The sequence below is a fragment of the Lysinibacillus pakistanensis genome, assembly GCF_030123245.1.
Taxonomy (GTDB): Bacteria; Bacillota; Bacilli; order Bacillales_A; family Planococcaceae; genus Lysinibacillus; species Lysinibacillus pakistanensis.
Map to the genome: position 1 here is coordinate 948,850 of NZ_CP126101.1, position 17,962 is coordinate 966,811.

The window sequence follows — 17,962 nt, forward strand, 5'->3', positions numbered from 1 at the left end:
AGCGAGTAGCCTGTAGCGGAAATCATCGTCTTCCAATTAATAAAAATGGTTAATGTATTGTTTGTTCCACGAAAAACGAGAAACTTTAAACTTATAGCGTTTTATAGTCTCTGAAGGTGGCGAAATGAATACGGATGTGGTTCCTTTTCAGTAGGTGTCAAACACCTACTGAATGAAGATAAAGCCTCCGAACGCAATTACGCCAAGGCGAAATCTGCATTTATTTAGTATTATTCTGAGTAATATGTCTTTTTTCACGTCTATAGTATAATAATCTTTTAAAGGAATGTTGTGGAATTGAACGGGGGCTTACACATGCTTGTAGATTTTAGAGTGAAAAATTGTTTAAGTTATAAAGATGAAACACTATTTTCAATGGTAGCGGGAAGCCGCATTCGAAAATTAAAGGACTCACATACTATTCAGCTGGACGCCTTTCGACTTGTAAAAAGTGCCTTTATTTTCGGACCAAATGGCAGTGGAAAATCGAATTTGTTTACAGCTATTAAAGTGTTGCGTACGTTATTGTTTAATTTCGAAAACCTTAATAATGTTAAACAACTTCGCTTGCCCTACCAACCATTTAAGCTCGGGGGACAGCAAGAACAGCCAACTGAGTTTATGATTTCATTATTATTAGATGGGATTCTATATGATTATGAGGTACAGTATAATGCTACACAGGTGCTTTATGAGAGTCTTACGAAGACAACGAAGTCCACAAAGGAGCAGCTCTTTAGTAGACAGTGGGATGGGGCAGAATATTCATATGAAACGGCTCAACACACTGCTCTTGAATTGACAAAATATACGAGGAATAATACCGCTTTTTTGTCTGTCTTAAATGTATTTAATGATCCTGATGCGACGAAAATATTTGATTGGTTTTTACATAAAATTCTGTTCTTAGATGAGGCTAATCGGTTATCAAGTCACCCTCTTATTCGTAAACTTGAAGAGGAGCCATTTAAGAGAGAGGTAATTAAGCTACTAAAAATTGCTGATTTTTCTATTCAGGATGTAACAGCTAGACGAGTTGAACGTAGAGAGAAAAATACTATTGGCTATGAATTTGACTCACCCGAAGTTATCCAAGAGGTTGATATTGATTTGCACTATTTATCGTTTGATGAAGCAGGTGCACCAATTGGAACAGAGACCATTAATTGGACGATGGATTCAAAGGGAACTGTTCGAATGCTACATTTAGCGTGTGTTATGGTCGATGCATACAATAAAGGAAAGACTATTTTTATCGATGAATTTGATACAGCCTTTCATGTATCCATTTGCGAATTTTTAATGGCCATCATGAACAGTAAGAGAAATGTCTGCAATCAATTTGTTGTCACTAGCCATGAAATTGATTTACTAGACCAGCCACTCCGTTCTGATCAAATTTGGTTTGTCAATAAAAGCTTTAAAAATGAATCAGAATTATACTCCTTATTTGATTTTGCGGATTTGCAGAAGAAGCGTGGAGATATTTCCTATGCAAAGCGTTATTTAAAAGGGGAGTTTGGTGCGACACCAGTTATTAATGAATATTTATCAGATCAATATTTAGGTGAAGTGGAGGTATCTGAGCAGTGAGAGTACGTCAACAAGGGAATCGAACACTGCGTAAAACCATTTTAATTTATTGTGAAGGTGAAACAGAGCGCATTTATTTTGAGCAAATGCGTATTTTAAAGCGCTCTAAAATGGTAAGTGTCAAAATAAAAAATGTTAAGCGTTCAGCAATTAAGCTAGCCCAGCATGCCTATCGAGATTCTAGCTATCAATATTTTGATGAGGTGTGGATTGTGTTTGATAAGGATGATTTAACGGAAAGGCAATTAGAGGAAGTTAATGATTTTTGTGAGGAGAAAAACATTCACATCGCTTACACAAATGAAGCATTTGAACTATGGCTACTCTTGCATTTTGAGGAGGTCGATATTACAGAAAAGTATCCTCGTGCTGTATTAAATGACAAAATGGAGCAGCACCTAGGTGTCTCCCGCTATTTTCGCCATAAGGCGGACGAGTCAGTTATTGCACCCATCGCATTGCGTCATGAGATTGCGATAAAAAATTGCACAGATATGATGGCCTTTCGGGGAACACAAAGTCGTGACAATCCATATTGCAATATACATGAAATGATAAAATACATATTTTAAAGTAGAATGGCAGATTTTCTTGAAAATCTGCTTTTTTTTGTTTTCACTACTAAATTATCTGAATACAATTTTTTTTCATAAAATTAGGTTGTAATTTTGGACTAAGTATAATAAAATAACTTAAAACATATTAAACCTAGTAAAATTATAAGAATAAAAAGAGGTGACAAGATTCAAATGACAGCACCGTTAATTTCTATCCAGCAGGTGAGTAAAAAATTTATCGAACAAGAAGTACTTAATCAAATTTCATTGGATATTCAAAAGGGTGAAATAATCGCCATTTTAGGTAAAAGTGGTTGTGGTAAAAGTACACTTTTAAATTTAGTTGGAGGCTTTGAACAACCAACAACTGGACAAGTGTTGCTTGATAATCAAATCGTAACTAAGGCAAGTAAACGTTGCATTATGCTGATGCAAAATTATGGGTTACTTCCTTGGCGATCTGCCCAAAAAAATGTGGAATTGGCTTTAGAAGGGGAGGCATTGTCCAAGATAGAGCGTCAGCAGCGTGCCCAACACTATCTCAAGCTTGTAGGTTTAGAAGATCGTCTTTCGGCATTACCGAGTGAATTATCAGGAGGAATGCAGCAGCGTGTAGCAATTGCTCGTGCACTGGCGATACACCCTGAAGTAATTTTGATGGATGAACCATTTGCAGCGCTTGACACATTTACTCGTTATTATTTGCAGGATGAGCTTCTTGCCATTCAAAAGGAGGAGCGAACAACGATTTTATTGGTAACACATGATATTGATGAAGCGATTTATTTGGCAGATCGAATATTTATCATGAGTCCCAACCCTGGGCGTATACATCGTGAAATACATGTACGAAGTACCAAGCCTAGAGATCGTGCAGATTCGGAATTCCAACATTTCCGAGAAGTTATTTTTAATGAATTCCATTTTACACAACCGCAGGACACGATTGAATACAACATTTAATACGGAGGAAAATTGATGAAGAAATATTTATCGTTGTTTTTGATATTGACTTTATTACTGATTTTATCAGCTTGTGGAAAAAGTGAAGAGAATAGCAGTTCAAACACAGTAGATGATAAAAAAATCGTTAAAATTGGCTACCTGCCTATTACTCATGCGGCACCATTATACATGCAAACAGACAAAGAATACGAGGGCTACGCTATTGAATTGGTGAAATTTGGGTCTTGGCCAGAGCTAATGGATGCATTAAATACAGGTAAAATAGATGGAGCATCGGTGCTAATTCAGCTTGCTATGAAGGCAAAGGAACAAGGAATCGATTTAAAGGCTGTGGCACTAGGTCATCGTGATGGTAATGTAGTTGTTGTGGCACCTAATGTTGAAAAGGTTGAAGATTTAAAGGGGAAAAGCTTTGCTATTCCAAATAAATACTCCACACATAATATTTTATTGTATCGAATGCTTCAGGACGCTGGGATAAATTATCAGGATGTGGATGTTGTGGAGCTTCCTCCAGCGGAAATGCCAGCTGCTTTAGCGGAAGGACGAATTGCAGGATATGTGGTTGCAGAGCCATTTGGTGCGATTTCTGTATCACTTGAAAAAGGAAAGGTTTTATTCCAGTCTGAAGATATCTGGCCAAACTCTATTGACTGTGGTTTAGTATTACGAAATGCATTTATTGAGAAACACAAAGATATTGCTAAACAATTTGTAAAGGATTATGCGGCTGCAGGTGAGCTGATGAATGCTAATGATGACCATGCTCATGAGGTAGTGGCGAAGTATATAAAAGTGGATAAAGAAGTATTAGATCTATCGTTACATTGGATCTCTTATAATAATTTAAAAATTGAAAAAGATGCCTATAAGATTTTAAGAGATTCACTAATAGAAATGGGCTTATCTGAAAATCCGCCGACATATGATGAATTTGTAGATTCTTCATTGATTGAAGAAAAGTAGGGTGATAGTTGAATGAAAAAAATAGGACCTATTTTACTTGGATTAATACTATTACTTTGCATTTGGCAACTAGTTACAGTGATTGGGGGACATGATGCCGCTTTATTTCCTCCACCATTAAATGTTCTGACAGCTTTATATGAAATCATTAAGGATGGCTCTATTTTTGAGCATATACAAATTAGTCTATTTCGATTTTTTAGTGGTTATTTATTAGCAGTGGTAGTAGCAGTTATTTTGGGACTTTTCCTAGGTAGGTGGACGAAAGTTTGGTCTATTTTAGATCCAATTGTGCAAGTGCTACGCCCTGTTTCACCAATTGCATGGTCACCATTTATTGTCTTGTGGTTTGGCATTGGCAATATGCCAGCTATTGTAATTATTTTTATTGCTGCGTTTTTTCCTGTACTACTATCAACGGTGTCGGCAGTGAAAAAAGTGGATAATGTTTATCTACGAGTTGCAGCAAATTTTGAAATGTCTCAGTTCCATTTATTGAAAAAAATAGTTTTTCCAGCTGCCTTTCCAATGATTGCAAATGGCTTGCACATGGCTTTAGGTAGTGCATGGATATTTCTTGTGGCGGGCGAAATGGTAGGTGCACAATCTGGTCTTGGATTTTTAATAGTGGATGCACGAAATTCACTTAGTTTGGATTTAGTCATGGCAGCTATTATTGTGATTGGTCTACTAGGCTTACTTTTAGACAAAGCCATCCGCTATTTTGAAAATTGGGTGACAAAAATCTGGGGAGGACAGGGAGCATAGGATAGCTGCTAGAATTCTGCCGAGGTATGGCAGAATTCCTGGCTATGTAGGGGCTAAAAGTGATTCGATTAGCTATTTTGCAATGGGGCGTATTTGAATGGTATCAATACGTTCACCCGAATTTTTTGCATAATAGCCAATCTCTACACGTTCTCCTGTCTTCGCATCAACAATTTCCTTGTAGCACTGGTCTAAATGTTCACTACCCCATAAAATCATGGCGTTAAATATTGGCTCCAATGCCTTACCTGCATCTGTTAGTGAATAGGCATAGCGAGGTGGATGTGCTGAGTAAAGGGTTGATGCTACTAATCCAGCCTCTTCCAATGATTTTAAGCGTGCAGATAAGAGATTCGCTGAAAGCCCTGGCAAATTTAATTTAATATCATTAAAATTTGATTGGCCAATTAGAAGCTCGTGCAAAATGAGTAAAGTCCAGCGATCACCGATAATATTTAAAGTTTGTGCAATATTGCATGGTAAGTCATAGCGTGTTTTCATTGAATTTCCCTCCATGCAGTAGTGTAGCACAAAATATAATTTTTAGTAAATTCAGTTGTTTTTATTAAGTAAGTATAATAAAATAACTCACATAACAAAAAAACTAACTATTCGGAGGTATTTACTATGAATTTATATTTGGTAGAATCAACAGTAAATGAAATTACAAACAAAGAACAATTTTCAGCATTAGTGGAGCGCATTAGTGATTCACAGGATGTGGCAGTGATTGAGGTGCAGGTAGCTAAAGATTTCAGCCGCGCTTACTTCATTGTAGAAGCTAATGAAGAGGCACAAGCAACTGCGGCATTAATAGCTCAGCATGTACAAGCTGATTTAGTGAAGGAAGTACGTCTTGTCGGTAAAGAGCTGGAAGATGTAAAGCAAAATCAGGAAGTAGTGAATTACTTAGTGGAGTGGGAAATTCCTGCGGAGATTACAATGGATCAATACTTAGCACGTAAAAAGAAAAATTCAGTTCACTACGAAGAAGTACCAGAAGTACATTTTTCACGTACTTATGTTTGTGAGGATATGTCGAAATGCTTATGTTTCTATGATGCACCAGATGAAGCGGCAGTAAAACGAGCTCGGGAGGCTGTACAAACACCAATTACATCGTTAACAGAATTAGCAGATAAGTAAAAGTAAGAAAATAGCAGAATAAGTGAAGGATAGGAGTGGAAGCCATGGCAGAAGAAGCGGTAGTTTTACAGGCTTTAATCGATGAAAAATTAAAACCGTTGGTAAAAAAGATTGATGAGGAAGCTTATTATGCGGAGGAATATTTATTTGCCCTTGGAAAAGCAGGCTTTTTCCAATCAACACATAAGGATGAAGAAAGTACACTTCTTGATGAGCTAACAATTGTACAAGAAACGGCAAAGGTCTGTATGACAACTGCATTCTGCCTATGGTGCCACCTTGCTGCATTAACATATATTCGTAAAACGAGCAATTCTGAGTTACGTGCAGTAGTATTACCTTTACTTGAGGGTGGAGAGTTACTCGGAGCCACAGGTTTATCGAATCCTATGAAGTTTTATGCAGGTCTAGAAAAGCTTCATTTATCAGCTGAACGTGTTGATAGTGGCTATGTTTTAAACGGTGTGTTACCTGCCGTTTCCAACTTGGCTGATAATCATTGGTTTGGAGCTATTGCCTGTTATGAAGGAAAAGAAGTAATGCTATTCGTCAATACAAATAATTCAGCAATCACTCTAAAAGAAAAAGTTCATTTCTTAGGGGTAAATGGTAGTGCCACTTATAGCTGTAAATTTGATAAAGTCTTTGTAGCTGATGAATATGTAATAGCACATGATGCAAGTTTATTTGTTGATACGATTCGACCAACATTTGTCTTGTATCAAATACCACTAGGCTTTGGTGTGATGGAGGCATGCATTGAAGGAATTGAAAAAGTAAAAGCAAAGCAGAATGGCTGTAATGAGTATTTACAGGTTCAGGCGGATGAACTTGCAAAAGAGCTTCAGCAATTACAAGAAGCTTTACAATTAAACGTACTAGCAGGTGGAACGGATTTATATGAAATTTGTCAGCTTCGCTTACAGACAGTCTATGCCACATTGGCAGCAGTACAGGCAAATATGCTGCATAATGGATCTGCTGGTTATATCGTGGGTAGTACACCTTCACGCAAGCTTCGAGAGGCCTATTTTTTCGCTAATTTAACACCAACAGTTAGACAGCTTGAGAAAATGTCAAAAGTTTTAAAAATCGCAGAATAACAATGAGAAACCTTGAGAGGCATATGACCAATCAAGGTTTTCTTGCATTTGATAGGAAAAATGCTGCTGTGCTTTGTCATTCTTTGTGGAATGTAATTGAAAGCATGATTATTCCAGACAGACATATAGTGTATATTGAGAATTATGAGTATGGAAATGAAAGGGGATTGTGTGGATAAATCTAAGTCGAATCAACGCAAAAATTTGGAGGAGAATGCAAAGGATCAGCAGCTAGAGCAATTTCGTGTCGATAATAAAGGAACAAAGATGACGACAAATCAGGGACTTAAAGTTTCAAATGATGAGGATTCGTTGAAAGCCGGGGTACGTGGCCCAACGATAATGGAGGATTTTCATCTTAGAGAAAAAATAACCCATTTTGATCATGAGCGTATCCCGGAGCGTGTTGTTCATGCAAGAGGCTATGCTGCTCACGGTGAATTTGAATTGTACGAGTCGATGAAAGAATATACGAGAGCTAACTTTTTACAGGATACTAGCAAGAAAACGCCTGTGTTTGTTAGGTTCTCCACGGTCGTTGGAAGTCTAGGCTCGATGGATACAGCTCGCGATGTACGTGGGTTTGCCACAAAATTTTACACAGATGAGGGCAATTATGATTTAGTTGGAAATAATATACCTGTCTTTTTTATTCAGGATGCCATTAAGTTTCCAGATTTAATTCATGCAGTAAAACCAGAGCCTCATAATGATATGCCACAGGCTGCCTCTGCGCATGATACATTTTGGGACTTTGTCGCGAATAATCAAGAAATTGCACATATGGTGATGTGGGTTATGTCGGATCGAGCAATCCCTAGAAGCTTTCGGATGATGGAGGGCTTCGGTGTCCATGCATTCCGTTTCGTCAATGAAAAAGGAAAGTCAAGATTTGTGAAGTTTCATTGGAAGCCTGTGCTAGGTGTTCATTCATTGGTTTGGGATGAGGCACAAATTATCGGTGGGAAGGATTCAGATTTTCAACGACGTGATTTATGGGAGGCAATTGAAATTGGTGATTACCCTGAATTTGAGCTAGGTGTGCAGATGCTTGAGCCAGAGGATGAATTTAAATTTGATTTTGATATTTTAGATGCAACAAAGCTTTGGCCTGAAGAAATAGTGCCTGTGAAAAAAATTGGCAAAATGACCTTGAATCGTAATGTGGATAATGTTTTTGCTGAAACAGAACAGGTCGCCTTTCATCCAGGAAATGTAGTACCAGGTATAGATTTTACCAATGATCCACTTTTACAGGGACGTCTATTTTCTTATTTAGATACACAGCTTATTCGCCTAGGTGGACCTAACTTTGCAGAAATACCGATTAATCGACCAGTTTGCCCAATTCACAACAATCAACGCAATGGCTTTAGTCGACAAGCCATCAATTTAGGAAGGGTCAGTTATCATAAAAACTCTTTGGCAAATAATACTCCTTCACCAGCTACTGCAAAGGAGGGTGGCTATGTCCACTATGAGGAAAAGGTGGAAGGCCGAATTACACGAGCGCGAAGTAAATCCTTTGATGATCACTTTTCACAGGCAAGGTTATTCTGGAATAGTATGTCGCCTCCGGAAAAGCAGCATATTATAGAAGCTTTTAGCTTTGAGGTAGGAAAAGTAAAAAGTAAATCCGTACGTCAGCAGGTCGTCAATATGTTTGTTCGAGTGGATAAAGCGATGGCAACAACAATAGCAGATAATGTTGGTGTCAATCGACCAACCGGTGAACAAATAAATGTTACAGCATCCTCCCCAGCATTGAGCCAAGCTAATACTATAAAAGTACCTCAAACACTAAAGGTTGGAGTTCTAATTGGTGATGGTTTTGATGCTAATGAGGTGGGAGAAGTGCTGAAGTATTTAACGAGACAAGGCGTGCGATATAGTATTATTTCAGATAGGTTAGGGGTAGTGACTAGTAGTAATGGAGTACAATTAACCGCAACTGAAACATTTATCACAACTGATGCAGTATTATTTGATTCATTATACGTTGTAGGTGTAAAGGCAAATAATCAGGCAAAGTTCAATACACATATTGTTAACTACATGAACGAATCATATCGACATTATAAGCCAATTGGTATTGCTACAACGGGAACTACATTTTTTAATATGTCTAATGCAAATGTAGGACCAGGGATTGTACTGGCAACAGGTAATAAAGATTTTGCTAAAAAATATGTAGATGCCATTGCCCAGCAACGTTTTTGGCAGCGCAATATTTATTAACATATTGAGATTAATCCACAAGAACTTATTTATTCAATACATGAACGCTAGGTCGAGTAAATCATATTTGCATGATTCTTTTTTTCGATTATCTCCTAATTCAAATAAAGTCTCTCATGTTCTATTGAGGAGATGAGGGACTTTTTTTACTACTACTTTTCCTATTCCTCACTCTTTGATCGCCAGTAAAAATTCGTCTATCCTTACAGTCCTAATAAAGGAAATATTAATAAGTTTTCTGCAAAAGATATGCCGTTGCATTCAAATTTTGTAAGTGATATGGTGGTACATGAGGTGAAATTTATGGAAAAATTTGATATTGCAATTATTGGCGCAGGTCCTGGTGGCTATGTGGCAGCTATTTATGCAGCTAAAAGTGGCAAGAAAGTTGCTTTAGTGGAACGTCATAAAGTAGGAGGGGCCTGCTACAATGTTGGATGTATCCCTTCAAAGATTTTGCTGGAGCATAGTAAGCTTGTGCAGGAAATAAAACGTGGTAATGACTGGGGAATTGAAACATCTAAGGTAAATGTGAATTTTACACGGTTAATGCAGCGAAAGGACTCCTTGATTGAAGAACTTTTGGCCAATATTGAGGGTTATATTTTAAGCAATCATATTACGTTTTACCGCGGTGAAGCTTCAGTTGCTAAAGACATGACCGTAACTGTCGGAAAAGCAATCTTTACTGCGACGGATATTATTTTAGCGACAGGAAGCAAACCATTTGTACCACCATTTAAAGGTCTAGAGTCAGCTAAATACTATACGACAGATACTTTTTTTAGTATTGATGAACTACCAAAACAGTTAACTATTATTGGTGGCGGTGTTATTGCAGTAGAAATGGCATTTAGCTTAGCGCCACTTGGAACAAAGGTAACAATGCTGAATCATAGTGAGGATATTTTACAGACAGAAGAGCCAGACGCAAGACCTCTAATTCGACAAAAAATGAAAAAGCTTGGAATTGAGCTTGTCATAGATTTTCAATTTAACCATTTTAAAGACAATGAAATTCATACATCTAAAGGAATTTATACATATGAAAATCTTTTATTTGCGACAGGTCGACGTCCAAATACAGAAATAGCTCAGCAATTGGGACTAGCATTTGATGGTCGTTTAATTGCAGTTAATGAACACCTAGAAACAAGTCAGCCACATATTTACGCAATAGGTGATTTAGTTGGTGGCTATCAGCTAGCTCATTCAGCTAGTGCAGAGGGTATTCATGTAATCGATCATATTTTAGGGAATAAACCGTTATTAATTGACCAAGATGCTATTCCTCGTTGTGTTTATACACATCCTGAAATCGCGACATTTGGTTTATTAGAAAATCAGGTGAAGGTGCCATGTACGGTTATAAAAATACCTGTTCATTCCAATTCTAAGGCACTAATGGAGGGAAATACAGAGGGCTTTGTGAAGCTAATTGCTACAAAAAAAGAAGGACATATTTTAGGTGCATGTGTAGTCGCTGATGGGGCAACAGAAATACTAAACTCAATTTTAGCAACGAAAAATGCTGGTGGTACTGCACATATGCTTGCAAAAATGATTTTCCCACATCCAACCGTATCTGAGCATATTGGTGATGCGGCAAAAGGTATTTTTGATAAAGCTATACATCAATAACTTATAAAATCTAGATTCTTTAAAAAATCATAAATGTAGATTGATGTTGTTGAAATACTATTTTGTCAAGGAAATCAAGGTGGCAAATTAATAAGTATAGCCCTTTTTCAATACGAGGAGTTGACGACTGTGTGCTTTCCTGCTGAATCCCCGAGGAATCACTCAGTCTACACTCCAATCAACCATTGCTCATAGTATTTTCATTAGCATTTCACATAAATTTATAGTGATAAATTGAAGTCTTAGCCCTCACTATTTTGCGCAAAAATGGAGCCTGATAATATTTTTCTATCGACTGCAATAAGTGATTTTTTATAAAGTTAGAAATTAGTTTTATGCATAAAAATAAAATGTAGGTTGACAGCTATAGAATTGTACCACTATTCTATCCATTTAATGATGATGAGTAATATGCTTTTGCTTTACTTTTGAGGGAAGAAAATATTTAAAGTTCCACACTATTGCTGATTGGAGTGTAAGGCTACTCGACTCCCGTGGGATAGCGAGACAGACGAGAAACTGAGGCCAACACGATGTTGGTCACGAAGGCATTGTCACAGGAAGTGACGCACTTAGCCTTCGTTCCTCCAGCGCAGGAAGCGGCTCGTCGCTCGCCCACTGGAAAGCGAGTAGCCTGGAACGGAAATCACCTTCATTTGACTTAGTAGTGTTTACAAAGAATCCCTTGACCATTTAGTTTTTCAACACTAAAATCTACATTCATTAAAAAATAATGAATGTAGATTTTTTTGTTAAAAAAGCCTATTGACTTTGTAGGTTTTTGTGATAAATTAAATTTATAGGATTACTAGGTATTTTAATTTAAGTTGACTAGACATCTAGAGGCTTCTAATACAAAGCGAATTTTCACTTTGTAAATATAGAGGCTTTTTTATTATTTTAAGTCATTTCCATTCGATATAGAGGAAAAGTTTAGTCAACATGTTAGGAGATATTATTAAGGGGAGTGGTCAGGGTGACAAAAGCAGTGATTATTAATGGAAGTAATTCAAAAAGTTCTCGTTTAACGGCAATTCATGATAAAGTAGAGAACTATTTTAAAGCACAGGGGATAGCTGTCCATAATAATTTTATATACGAATTACCTGCAGAGGATTTGATAACAGCCAATTTTACAAGTAAGGCTATTATTTCTGAAAATAAGCAAATAGAAGAGGCGGACATCATTGTAGTTTTGACACCGATATATAAAGCTTCATATACAGGTATTTTAAAAACGTATATTGATTTGTTACCACAAAAGGCATTGCGTGGAAAGCTTATCTTGCCGATTGCTGTGGGCGGCTCTATTGGTCATTTACTTGCATTAGAATATGCGTTAAAACCCATTTTATCAGTTTTAGGGGCGACAACTATTGCACATTCTGTATATATTTTGGATCAACAAATTATTCGACTTGAGAATGGAGGCTTTGCAATTGAAGAAGAAGCCATTCAGCGATTAGATGTAGAGTTAAAGCAAATTCAGCAATTAGTGATAGTTAATTAAAGAAAATGTATGAAGTACGAAAAATAGCGCATTATAGGAAATAAATCCTATAATGCGCTATTTTTAATTTACTTCAGACTCATCATCTTTCTCTGTCGGTGTTGTAGAGAGATATAAGAAAGCCTCATCTTGCAATAGCAATATTTTTTCTTCACAAATACCGTGTGCCAATGGTCCTGAAAAAATTGACTCCCACCATGTTCCTGTTGTTGTCATTCATCTACGCCCCCGTTTCAATTTTCAAATATGTAGTTGTATATTTCCAAAAATCAATAAAGTAAAACATCCTCACTCATCAAATCATTTAACACCACCTTTTTAGAAAGAGGAATTTTTGTCTTCAATGTTGTATCGTATAGACAATGATAGTTTGTTTCGAAATGAAAAAACTATGTATGACATTTTAAAAAAAAGGGGTGCGTTAAGATGAATTTTACGACACAAGATGTGGAAAATATGATTACAGAGCAACGTCAATTTTATTTTTCACGAGCAACGAAAAGTGCTAAATTTCGAAAAGAACAATTAATTAAACTAAAGAAATCTATTTTAAAATACGAAAAAGAAATTTTAAATGCGCTATATTTAGATTTGCGAAAAAGTGAATTTGAGGCATATGCAACGGAAATTGGTATTGTGTTAGATAGTATTTCATATATGGTGAAGCATGTGGAAGAATGGATGGAGCCAGAAGCTGTAAAAACACCCATACAATATCAGATGGGAAAAAGCTTTATTGTGCGAGAGCCGTATGGAGTAACCCTAATTATTGGTCCATTTAATTATCCATTCCAGCTTGTTATGGAGCCATTAGTAGGAGCTATTGTTGGAGGGAATACAGCAATAATAAAACCATCAGAAACATCTGTGCATACGGCGGCAATTGTAAAGAAAATAATTGAAGAAACATTCCATCCCTTTTATGTTCGTGTTGTGGAGGGGGAAAAAGAGGAAGTAACTGCCTTAATTCATGCCTCATTTGATTATATTTTTTTTACAGGTAGTGTGGCAGTAGGTAAAGTGGTGGCCAAGGCAGCAGCAGAAAGATTAACACCAATTGCCTTAGAGCTTGGGGGAAAAAGCCCTGCGATTGTCGATCAAACGGCTAATTTAGAAGTGGCGGCTAAAAGAATTGCTTGGGGGAAATTTACAAATACTGGACAAACATGTGTGGCGCCAGATTATCTGCTAGTCCATAAAGATGTCTATGATCAATTTATGAAAGTATTGAAGGATACCATTCGTTCTTTTTATGGGAAAAATGCATTGAAAAGTCCCGATTATGGTCGTATCGTAAGTTTAAGACAATTTGACCGCCTTCAGAAAATTTTAACGGAGGAACGAGATGCTATAACATTTGGGGGAAGAACAGATCGTGATGATCTATATATTGAGCCTACCATTATCGAATACGTGAAGTGGTCAAATCCTTCCATGCAAGATGAACTATTTGGTCCCATCCTACCTGTCATGATGTATGATGATTTACCACTGGTCATTCATCAAATTCGTCAATTACCAAAGCCTTTAGCCGCCTATTTTTTCTCGGAGCATGACAAGGCTATCCAGTACTTCTTAGAGGAACTGCCATTTGGGGGCGGTTGCATTAATGATACAATTACACATGTTGGAAATTTACATCTCCCATTTGGTGGTGTTGGACCGTCAGGAGTAAAGGCTTATCATGGCAAGGCTAGCTTTGAAAATTTTACACATGCGAAATCTATTCTAAAGAAATCTTCAAAACTGGAAACGAACGTTCTCTTCCCTCCTTATAAACAAAAAGTTAAGATTGTGCGAACAATTATGAAATAGTAGATGGAGGTGTCAGACTATAGAATCTAGACACCTCACCTCTCTGCTTTATTTGTTCAATCCTCCAATGACCATATTTTTCTTGTTGATTTGAATTATTGTTGTCGATAAATGGCGATTCTTAATAAGAAAGGCTAATTTCGACGGATTATTAACTTTATATTGAAATGATAGCGTTTTCATTGAAAAAACGACTCATGAGACATTTTATTTATCGAGAAATAAGTAGTAAAATAAATTCAATAGAATGTGGGGGAATTCATCTTGTCATTTTTTGTCGAAAAAACAAAGGATGATAAAATGAGTGTTGAGATTGATTGGAGGACTATGAAATGTATGCAGAGGAATTGTTAAGTGCATTACCTTTGAAAAAAATAATTGGAGTGTTGCCAGACCAGGTCTGTGATATTGTGGTGGATTCTCGAAGTGTACAACCGAATAGCATGTTTGTTTGTATAAAGGGCTACACAGTGGATGGTCATGACTATGCACAAAAAGCAGTTGAAGGTGGCGCGACAATAATAGTGACTGAACGTAAATTACCATTAGGAGAAGCAATAGCACAGGTCATTGTGAAAGATACCGATAGAGCTGTTGGCTTACTTGCTGCTAAATTCTTTGATTATCCCTCAAAGGATATAACGATGATTGGAGTAACAGGTACAAATGGCAAAACATCAGTGACAGGGATTATTCAGAATATTATGCACGGTATGGGCGAAAAGTCTGCACTAACTGGAACAATTGGCTTTAATTTAAATGGTATTTTATATGAATCTGCTAATACGACAAGTGATGCTTTATCGACACAGCAAATGATTTTCCGAGCCAAAATGGAAGGCTGTCGTCTTATGACAATGGAGGTTTCTTCCCATGGCTTAGCATTAGGGCGTTTAGCTGGCGTTGATTATGATGTAGCTATTTTTACAAATCTTACACATGATCATCTTGATTTCCATGGTACGATGGAGGAATATGGCCATGCAAAAGGTTTACTATTCTCTCAACTTGGACAAGATTTAGAAAAAAATAAATTTGTGGTGTTAAATGCTGACGATGAATGGTCAGAGCGCTATGCTGCAATGACACCCTTCCCAGTATGGACATATGGACTCATAAATGAAACAGCTGATTTCCGAGCTATTAATTGTGAGTATCATGATTACATGACTTCCTTTGATGTCGAAATGTCGGAAGGGATATTCCGTGTAAAAATGAATTTACTTGGTGAATTTAATATTTACAATGTACTTGCTGCAATGGTTGCTTTCTATGGTCGAGGTTACTCTATGGAAACGATTATTGAGCAGATCGAGCAATTGCCACCAGTAAAAGGACGTATGGAGAAAGTTTGCTCAGATTTACCAGTGCAAATTTTTGTAGACTATGCCCATACTCCAGATGCAATTGAAAAGGCGATTGCAGCAGCACAGCCGTATAAAAAAGGGAAGCTTATTTTCCTTGTAGGTACAGGTGGTAATCGTGATAAATCGAAGCGCCCGGCGATGGCGGAAAAGGCATCAGCAGCAGATTATGTGATTTTGACGACAGATGATCCACGCTACGAAGACTACGATAGCATAACAGGTGACCTTGCCAAAGGGATGCTTCATGAAAATTATGCTTGTATTGGAGATCGTGCAGAGGCAGTCCGTCATGCTATTGAAATTGCTGAACCAGGAGATATGATTATTTTTGCTGGTAAAGGTCATGAGGATTACCAGATTATTGAGAATACAAAATATCCACATAGCGATGCAGAGATTGCTATTGAAGCGGGTCGATTAAAATTCGTATAATGGATACCCCATTATCGGTTTTGTTTTAGATTATCAAAACGATTATCTGCAAATTTCAATATTTTAGGCATACTGATGAATGTTAAAGGAACCCTTTTAGTAGTCACTAAAGGGTTTTCTTTTTCGGGAATTCATGTAAAAAGCTTGTACGAAAGGCAAGTCTTCTTTTATTATTAGTAAGTATGAAAAAAGGAGAATGACGAGATGAATTCAAATTTAGAAAAAGATATAGTATCGCGTCGGACATTCGCCATTATCAGTCACCCTGATGCTGGGAAAACGACGATTACAGAAAAGCTTTTACTATTCGGTGGTGCGATTCGTGATGCTGGTACAGTAAAAGGGAAAAAAACAGGTAAGTTTGCAACATCTGACTGGATGGAAATTGAAAAGCAGCGTGGGATTTCTGTAACTTCCTCCGTAATGCAATTTGATTATAATGGCTCTCGTGTCAATATCTTAGATACTCCAGGTCACCAAGATTTCTCAGAGGATACGTATCGTACATTAATGGCTGTAGATAGTGCTGTTATGGTTGTCGATGCTGCCAAAGGGATTGAAGCACAAACTTTAAAGCTTTTTAAAGTTTGTAAAATGCGTGGTATTCCAATTTTTACTTTTATCAATAAACTGGACCGTCAAGGAAAAGAGCCACTTGAGCTGATTGAAGAGCTTGAGGAGGTACTGGGCATTCACGCTTACCCAATGAACTGGCCAATTGGTATGGGTAAAGAGTTTCTAGGTATTTATGATCGTTATAATAAACGTATCGAGCAATTCCGTACTGATGAAGAAGAACGTTTTTTACCTATTGATGATAATGGAGAACTTGCAGTTGAGCATCCAATGAAGGTGACTTCTTATTATTCGCAAGCAATGGATGATATTATGCTGCTTGACGAAGCGGGTAATGCTTATTCTGAGGAAAAGATTCGTCGTGGTGAATTAACGCCAGTTTTCTTTGGATCTGCTTTAACGAACTTTGGTGTCCAAACATTCCTTGAAACCTATTTACAATTTGCACCGACACCTCAGCCTAGGATTACTGAAGATGAACAGTTTATTGATCCTGTTGAACATGAGGAATTTTCAGGTTTTATTTTTAAGATTCAAGCTAATATGAATCCTGCCCATCGTGACCGTATTGCTTTTGTTCGTATTGTATCTGGAAAATTTGAACGTGGTATGAATATGACACTATCTCGTACAGGTAAATCGTTCAAGGTGACACAATCTACACAATTCCTTGCAGATGATCGTGAAACAGTAGATGAAGCTGTAGCTGGCGATATTATCGGTTTATACGATACTGGAACATATCAAATTGGGGACACTGTTGTAGGTGGAAAGAAAACATTCCACTTTGAAAAATTACCACAATTTACTCCTGAGTTATTTGTGCGTGTAACAGCGAAAAACGTGATGAAATCAAAGCAATTCCATAAAGGGATTTTGCAATTAGTTCAAGAAGGCGCTATTCAATACTATAAAACATTGCATACCGAAGAAGTCATTTTAGGGGCTGTTGGTCAGTTACAATTTGAGGTTTTTGAACATCGCATGAAAAACGAATACAATGTTGAAGTGAAGATGGAGCCAATTGGTTCGAAAATAGCACGATGGATTGAAAATGAAGAGGATGTAAAGGAGTCTATGTCTTCAGGGCGTTCAATGCTTGTAAAAGATCGCTTTGATAATCTTGTTTTCCTCTTTGAAAATGAGTTTGCTATGCGTTGGTTTGCTGATAAAAACGAAAACATTAAACTATATAGTCTCTTATAAATTACTAACACGAATCGACAATTTTGCGATTCGTGTTTTTTTACAAGGAAAATTAGAGCAATGTGTAGAATATATACA

At 37.1% G+C, this 17,962-nt stretch carries 15 protein-coding genes; 13 read left to right on the forward strand and 2 right to left on the reverse strand.

The window, feature by feature from the left end; genetic code table 11:
* Nucleotides 1–315: 315 nt before the first annotated feature.
* The 5 genes from QNH24_RS04460 to QNH24_RS04480 all read left to right on the forward strand — a co-directional run bounded on the left by QNH24_RS04460 (nucleotide 316) and on the right by QNH24_RS04480 (nucleotide 4,850).
* Entirely contained in the window at nucleotides 316–1,593 is a 1,278-nt protein-coding gene (locus QNH24_RS04460) for an AAA family ATPase (protein WP_283870931.1), read from the forward strand.
* Nucleotides 1,590–2,165 carry an RloB family protein gene (locus QNH24_RS04465; protein WP_283870932.1) on the forward strand — a complete coding sequence of 192 codons (576 nt, stop codon included), beginning with the start codon at nucleotides 1,590–1,592 and terminating at the stop codon, nucleotides 2,163–2,165. The genes QNH24_RS04460 and QNH24_RS04465 overlap by 4 nt, the downstream gene beginning before the upstream one ends.
* Before the next feature lie 177 nt (nucleotides 2,166–2,342).
* On the forward strand, nucleotides 2,343–3,113 hold the full coding sequence (locus QNH24_RS04470) for an ABC transporter ATP-binding protein (protein ID WP_283870933.1): 771 nt from the start codon (nucleotides 2,343–2,345) through the stop codon (nucleotides 3,111–3,113).
* Between the two features lie 15 nt (nucleotides 3,114–3,128).
* Nucleotides 3,129–4,082 (forward strand): ABC transporter substrate-binding protein, encoded by a 954-nt coding sequence (locus tag QNH24_RS04475; protein WP_283870934.1) that lies wholly within the window; start codon nucleotides 3,129–3,131, stop codon nucleotides 4,080–4,082.
* 12 nt (nucleotides 4,083–4,094) lie between these two features.
* On the forward strand, nucleotides 4,095–4,850 hold the full coding sequence (locus QNH24_RS04480) for an ABC transporter permease (RefSeq protein WP_283870935.1): 756 nt from the start codon (nucleotides 4,095–4,097) through the stop codon (nucleotides 4,848–4,850).
* A 72-nt stretch (nucleotides 4,851–4,922) separates the two neighbouring features.
* Here the strand turns inward: QNH24_RS04480 and QNH24_RS04485 are convergent, their stop codons facing one another.
* On the reverse strand, nucleotides 4,923–5,351 hold the full coding sequence (locus QNH24_RS04485) for a winged helix-turn-helix transcriptional regulator (protein ID WP_283870936.1): 429 nt from the start codon (nucleotides 5,349–5,351) through the stop codon (nucleotides 4,923–4,925).
* A 126-nt stretch (nucleotides 5,352–5,477) separates the two neighbouring features.
* Here QNH24_RS04485 and QNH24_RS04490 point away from each other — a divergent pair, with 126 nt between their 5' ends.
* The 5 genes from QNH24_RS04490 to ssuE all read left to right on the forward strand — a co-directional run bounded on the left by QNH24_RS04490 (nucleotide 5,478) and on the right by ssuE (nucleotide 12,488).
* Nucleotides 5,478–5,996 (forward strand): DUF4242 domain-containing protein, encoded by a 519-nt coding sequence (locus tag QNH24_RS04490; RefSeq protein WP_283870937.1) that lies wholly within the window; start codon nucleotides 5,478–5,480, stop codon nucleotides 5,994–5,996.
* Between the two features lie 44 nt (nucleotides 5,997–6,040).
* A complete protein-coding gene (locus QNH24_RS04495; protein ID WP_283870938.1) occupies nucleotides 6,041–7,099 on the forward strand; it encodes an acyl-CoA dehydrogenase family protein in 1,059 nt (352 codons plus the stop codon).
* A gap of 156 nt (nucleotides 7,100–7,255) precedes the next feature.
* A complete protein-coding gene (locus tag QNH24_RS04500; RefSeq protein WP_283872739.1) occupies nucleotides 7,256–9,337 on the forward strand; it encodes a catalase in 2,082 nt (693 codons plus the stop codon).
* Nucleotides 9,338–9,640: 303 nt separating this feature from the next.
* Nucleotides 9,641–10,978: a dihydrolipoyl dehydrogenase gene (lpdA, locus tag QNH24_RS04505; RefSeq protein ID WP_283870939.1), complete on the forward strand. Its 1,338-nt coding sequence runs from the start codon at nucleotides 9,641–9,643 to the stop codon at nucleotides 10,976–10,978.
* A gap of 976 nt (nucleotides 10,979–11,954) precedes the next feature.
* A complete protein-coding gene (ssuE, locus tag QNH24_RS04510; protein ID WP_054770117.1) occupies nucleotides 11,955–12,488 on the forward strand; it encodes an NADPH-dependent FMN reductase in 534 nt (177 codons plus the stop codon).
* Nucleotides 12,489–12,551: 63 nt separating this feature from the next.
* On the opposite strand, the gene QNH24_RS04515 is transcribed toward ssuE, so the two are convergent.
* A complete protein-coding gene (locus tag QNH24_RS04515; RefSeq protein WP_283870940.1) occupies nucleotides 12,552–12,704 on the reverse strand; it encodes a hypothetical protein in 153 nt (50 codons plus the stop codon).
* A gap of 210 nt (nucleotides 12,705–12,914) precedes the next feature.
* On the opposite strand from QNH24_RS04515, the gene QNH24_RS04520 reads away from it, so the two are divergent.
* From QNH24_RS04520 to QNH24_RS04530, 3 genes are all read left to right on the forward strand, one after another.
* Nucleotides 12,915–14,303: an aldehyde dehydrogenase gene (locus QNH24_RS04520; RefSeq protein WP_283870941.1), complete on the forward strand. Its 1,389-nt coding sequence runs from the start codon at nucleotides 12,915–12,917 to the stop codon at nucleotides 14,301–14,303.
* A gap of 332 nt (nucleotides 14,304–14,635) precedes the next feature.
* Nucleotides 14,636–16,102, forward strand: coding sequence for a UDP-N-acetylmuramoyl-L-alanyl-D-glutamate--2,6-diaminopimelate ligase (locus QNH24_RS04525; protein ID WP_283870942.1), 1,467 nt, complete (start codon nucleotides 14,636–14,638; stop codon nucleotides 16,100–16,102).
* Nucleotides 16,103–16,306: 204 nt separating this feature from the next.
* Nucleotides 16,307–17,884, forward strand: a complete 1,578-nt coding sequence (locus QNH24_RS04530) for a peptide chain release factor 3 (RefSeq protein WP_283870943.1) — start codon at nucleotides 16,307–16,309, stop codon at nucleotides 17,882–17,884.
* The last annotated feature ends 78 nt before the right edge of the window (nucleotides 17,885–17,962 follow it).

Bases quoted from the DNA above. Each gene is read 5' to 3' on its own strand.
- QNH24_RS04460 (WP_283870931.1), top strand. From the start codon at position 316: ATGCTTGTAGATTTTAGAGTGAAAAATTGTTTAAGTTATAAAGATGAA.
- QNH24_RS04470 (WP_283870933.1), top strand. From the start codon at position 2,343: ATGACAGCACCGTTAATTTCTATCCAGCAGGTGAGTAAAAAATTTATC.
- QNH24_RS04475 (WP_283870934.1), top strand. From the start codon at position 3,129: ATGAAGAAATATTTATCGTTGTTTTTGATATTGACTTTATTACTGATT.
- QNH24_RS04480 (WP_283870935.1), top strand. From the start codon at position 4,095: ATGAAAAAAATAGGACCTATTTTACTTGGATTAATACTATTACTTTGC.
- QNH24_RS04485 (WP_283870936.1), bottom strand. From the start codon at position 5,351: ATGAAAACACGCTATGACTTACCATGCAATATTGCACAAACTTTAAAT.
- QNH24_RS04490 (WP_283870937.1), top strand. From the start codon at position 5,478: ATGAATTTATATTTGGTAGAATCAACAGTAAATGAAATTACAAACAAA.
- QNH24_RS04495 (WP_283870938.1), top strand. From the start codon at position 6,041: ATGGCAGAAGAAGCGGTAGTTTTACAGGCTTTAATCGATGAAAAATTA.
- QNH24_RS04500 (WP_283872739.1), top strand. From the start codon at position 7,256: ATGAAAGGGGATTGTGTGGATAAATCTAAGTCGAATCAACGCAAAAAT.
- lpdA (WP_283870939.1), top strand. From the start codon at position 9,641: ATGGAAAAATTTGATATTGCAATTATTGGCGCAGGTCCTGGTGGCTAT.
- QNH24_RS04515 (WP_283870940.1), bottom strand. From the start codon at position 12,704: ATGACAACAACAGGAACATGGTGGGAGTCAATTTTTTCAGGACCATTG.
- QNH24_RS04520 (WP_283870941.1), top strand. From the start codon at position 12,915: ATGAATTTTACGACACAAGATGTGGAAAATATGATTACAGAGCAACGT.
- QNH24_RS04525 (WP_283870942.1), top strand. From the start codon at position 14,636: ATGTATGCAGAGGAATTGTTAAGTGCATTACCTTTGAAAAAAATAATT.
- QNH24_RS04530 (WP_283870943.1), top strand. From the start codon at position 16,307: ATGAATTCAAATTTAGAAAAAGATATAGTATCGCGTCGGACATTCGCC.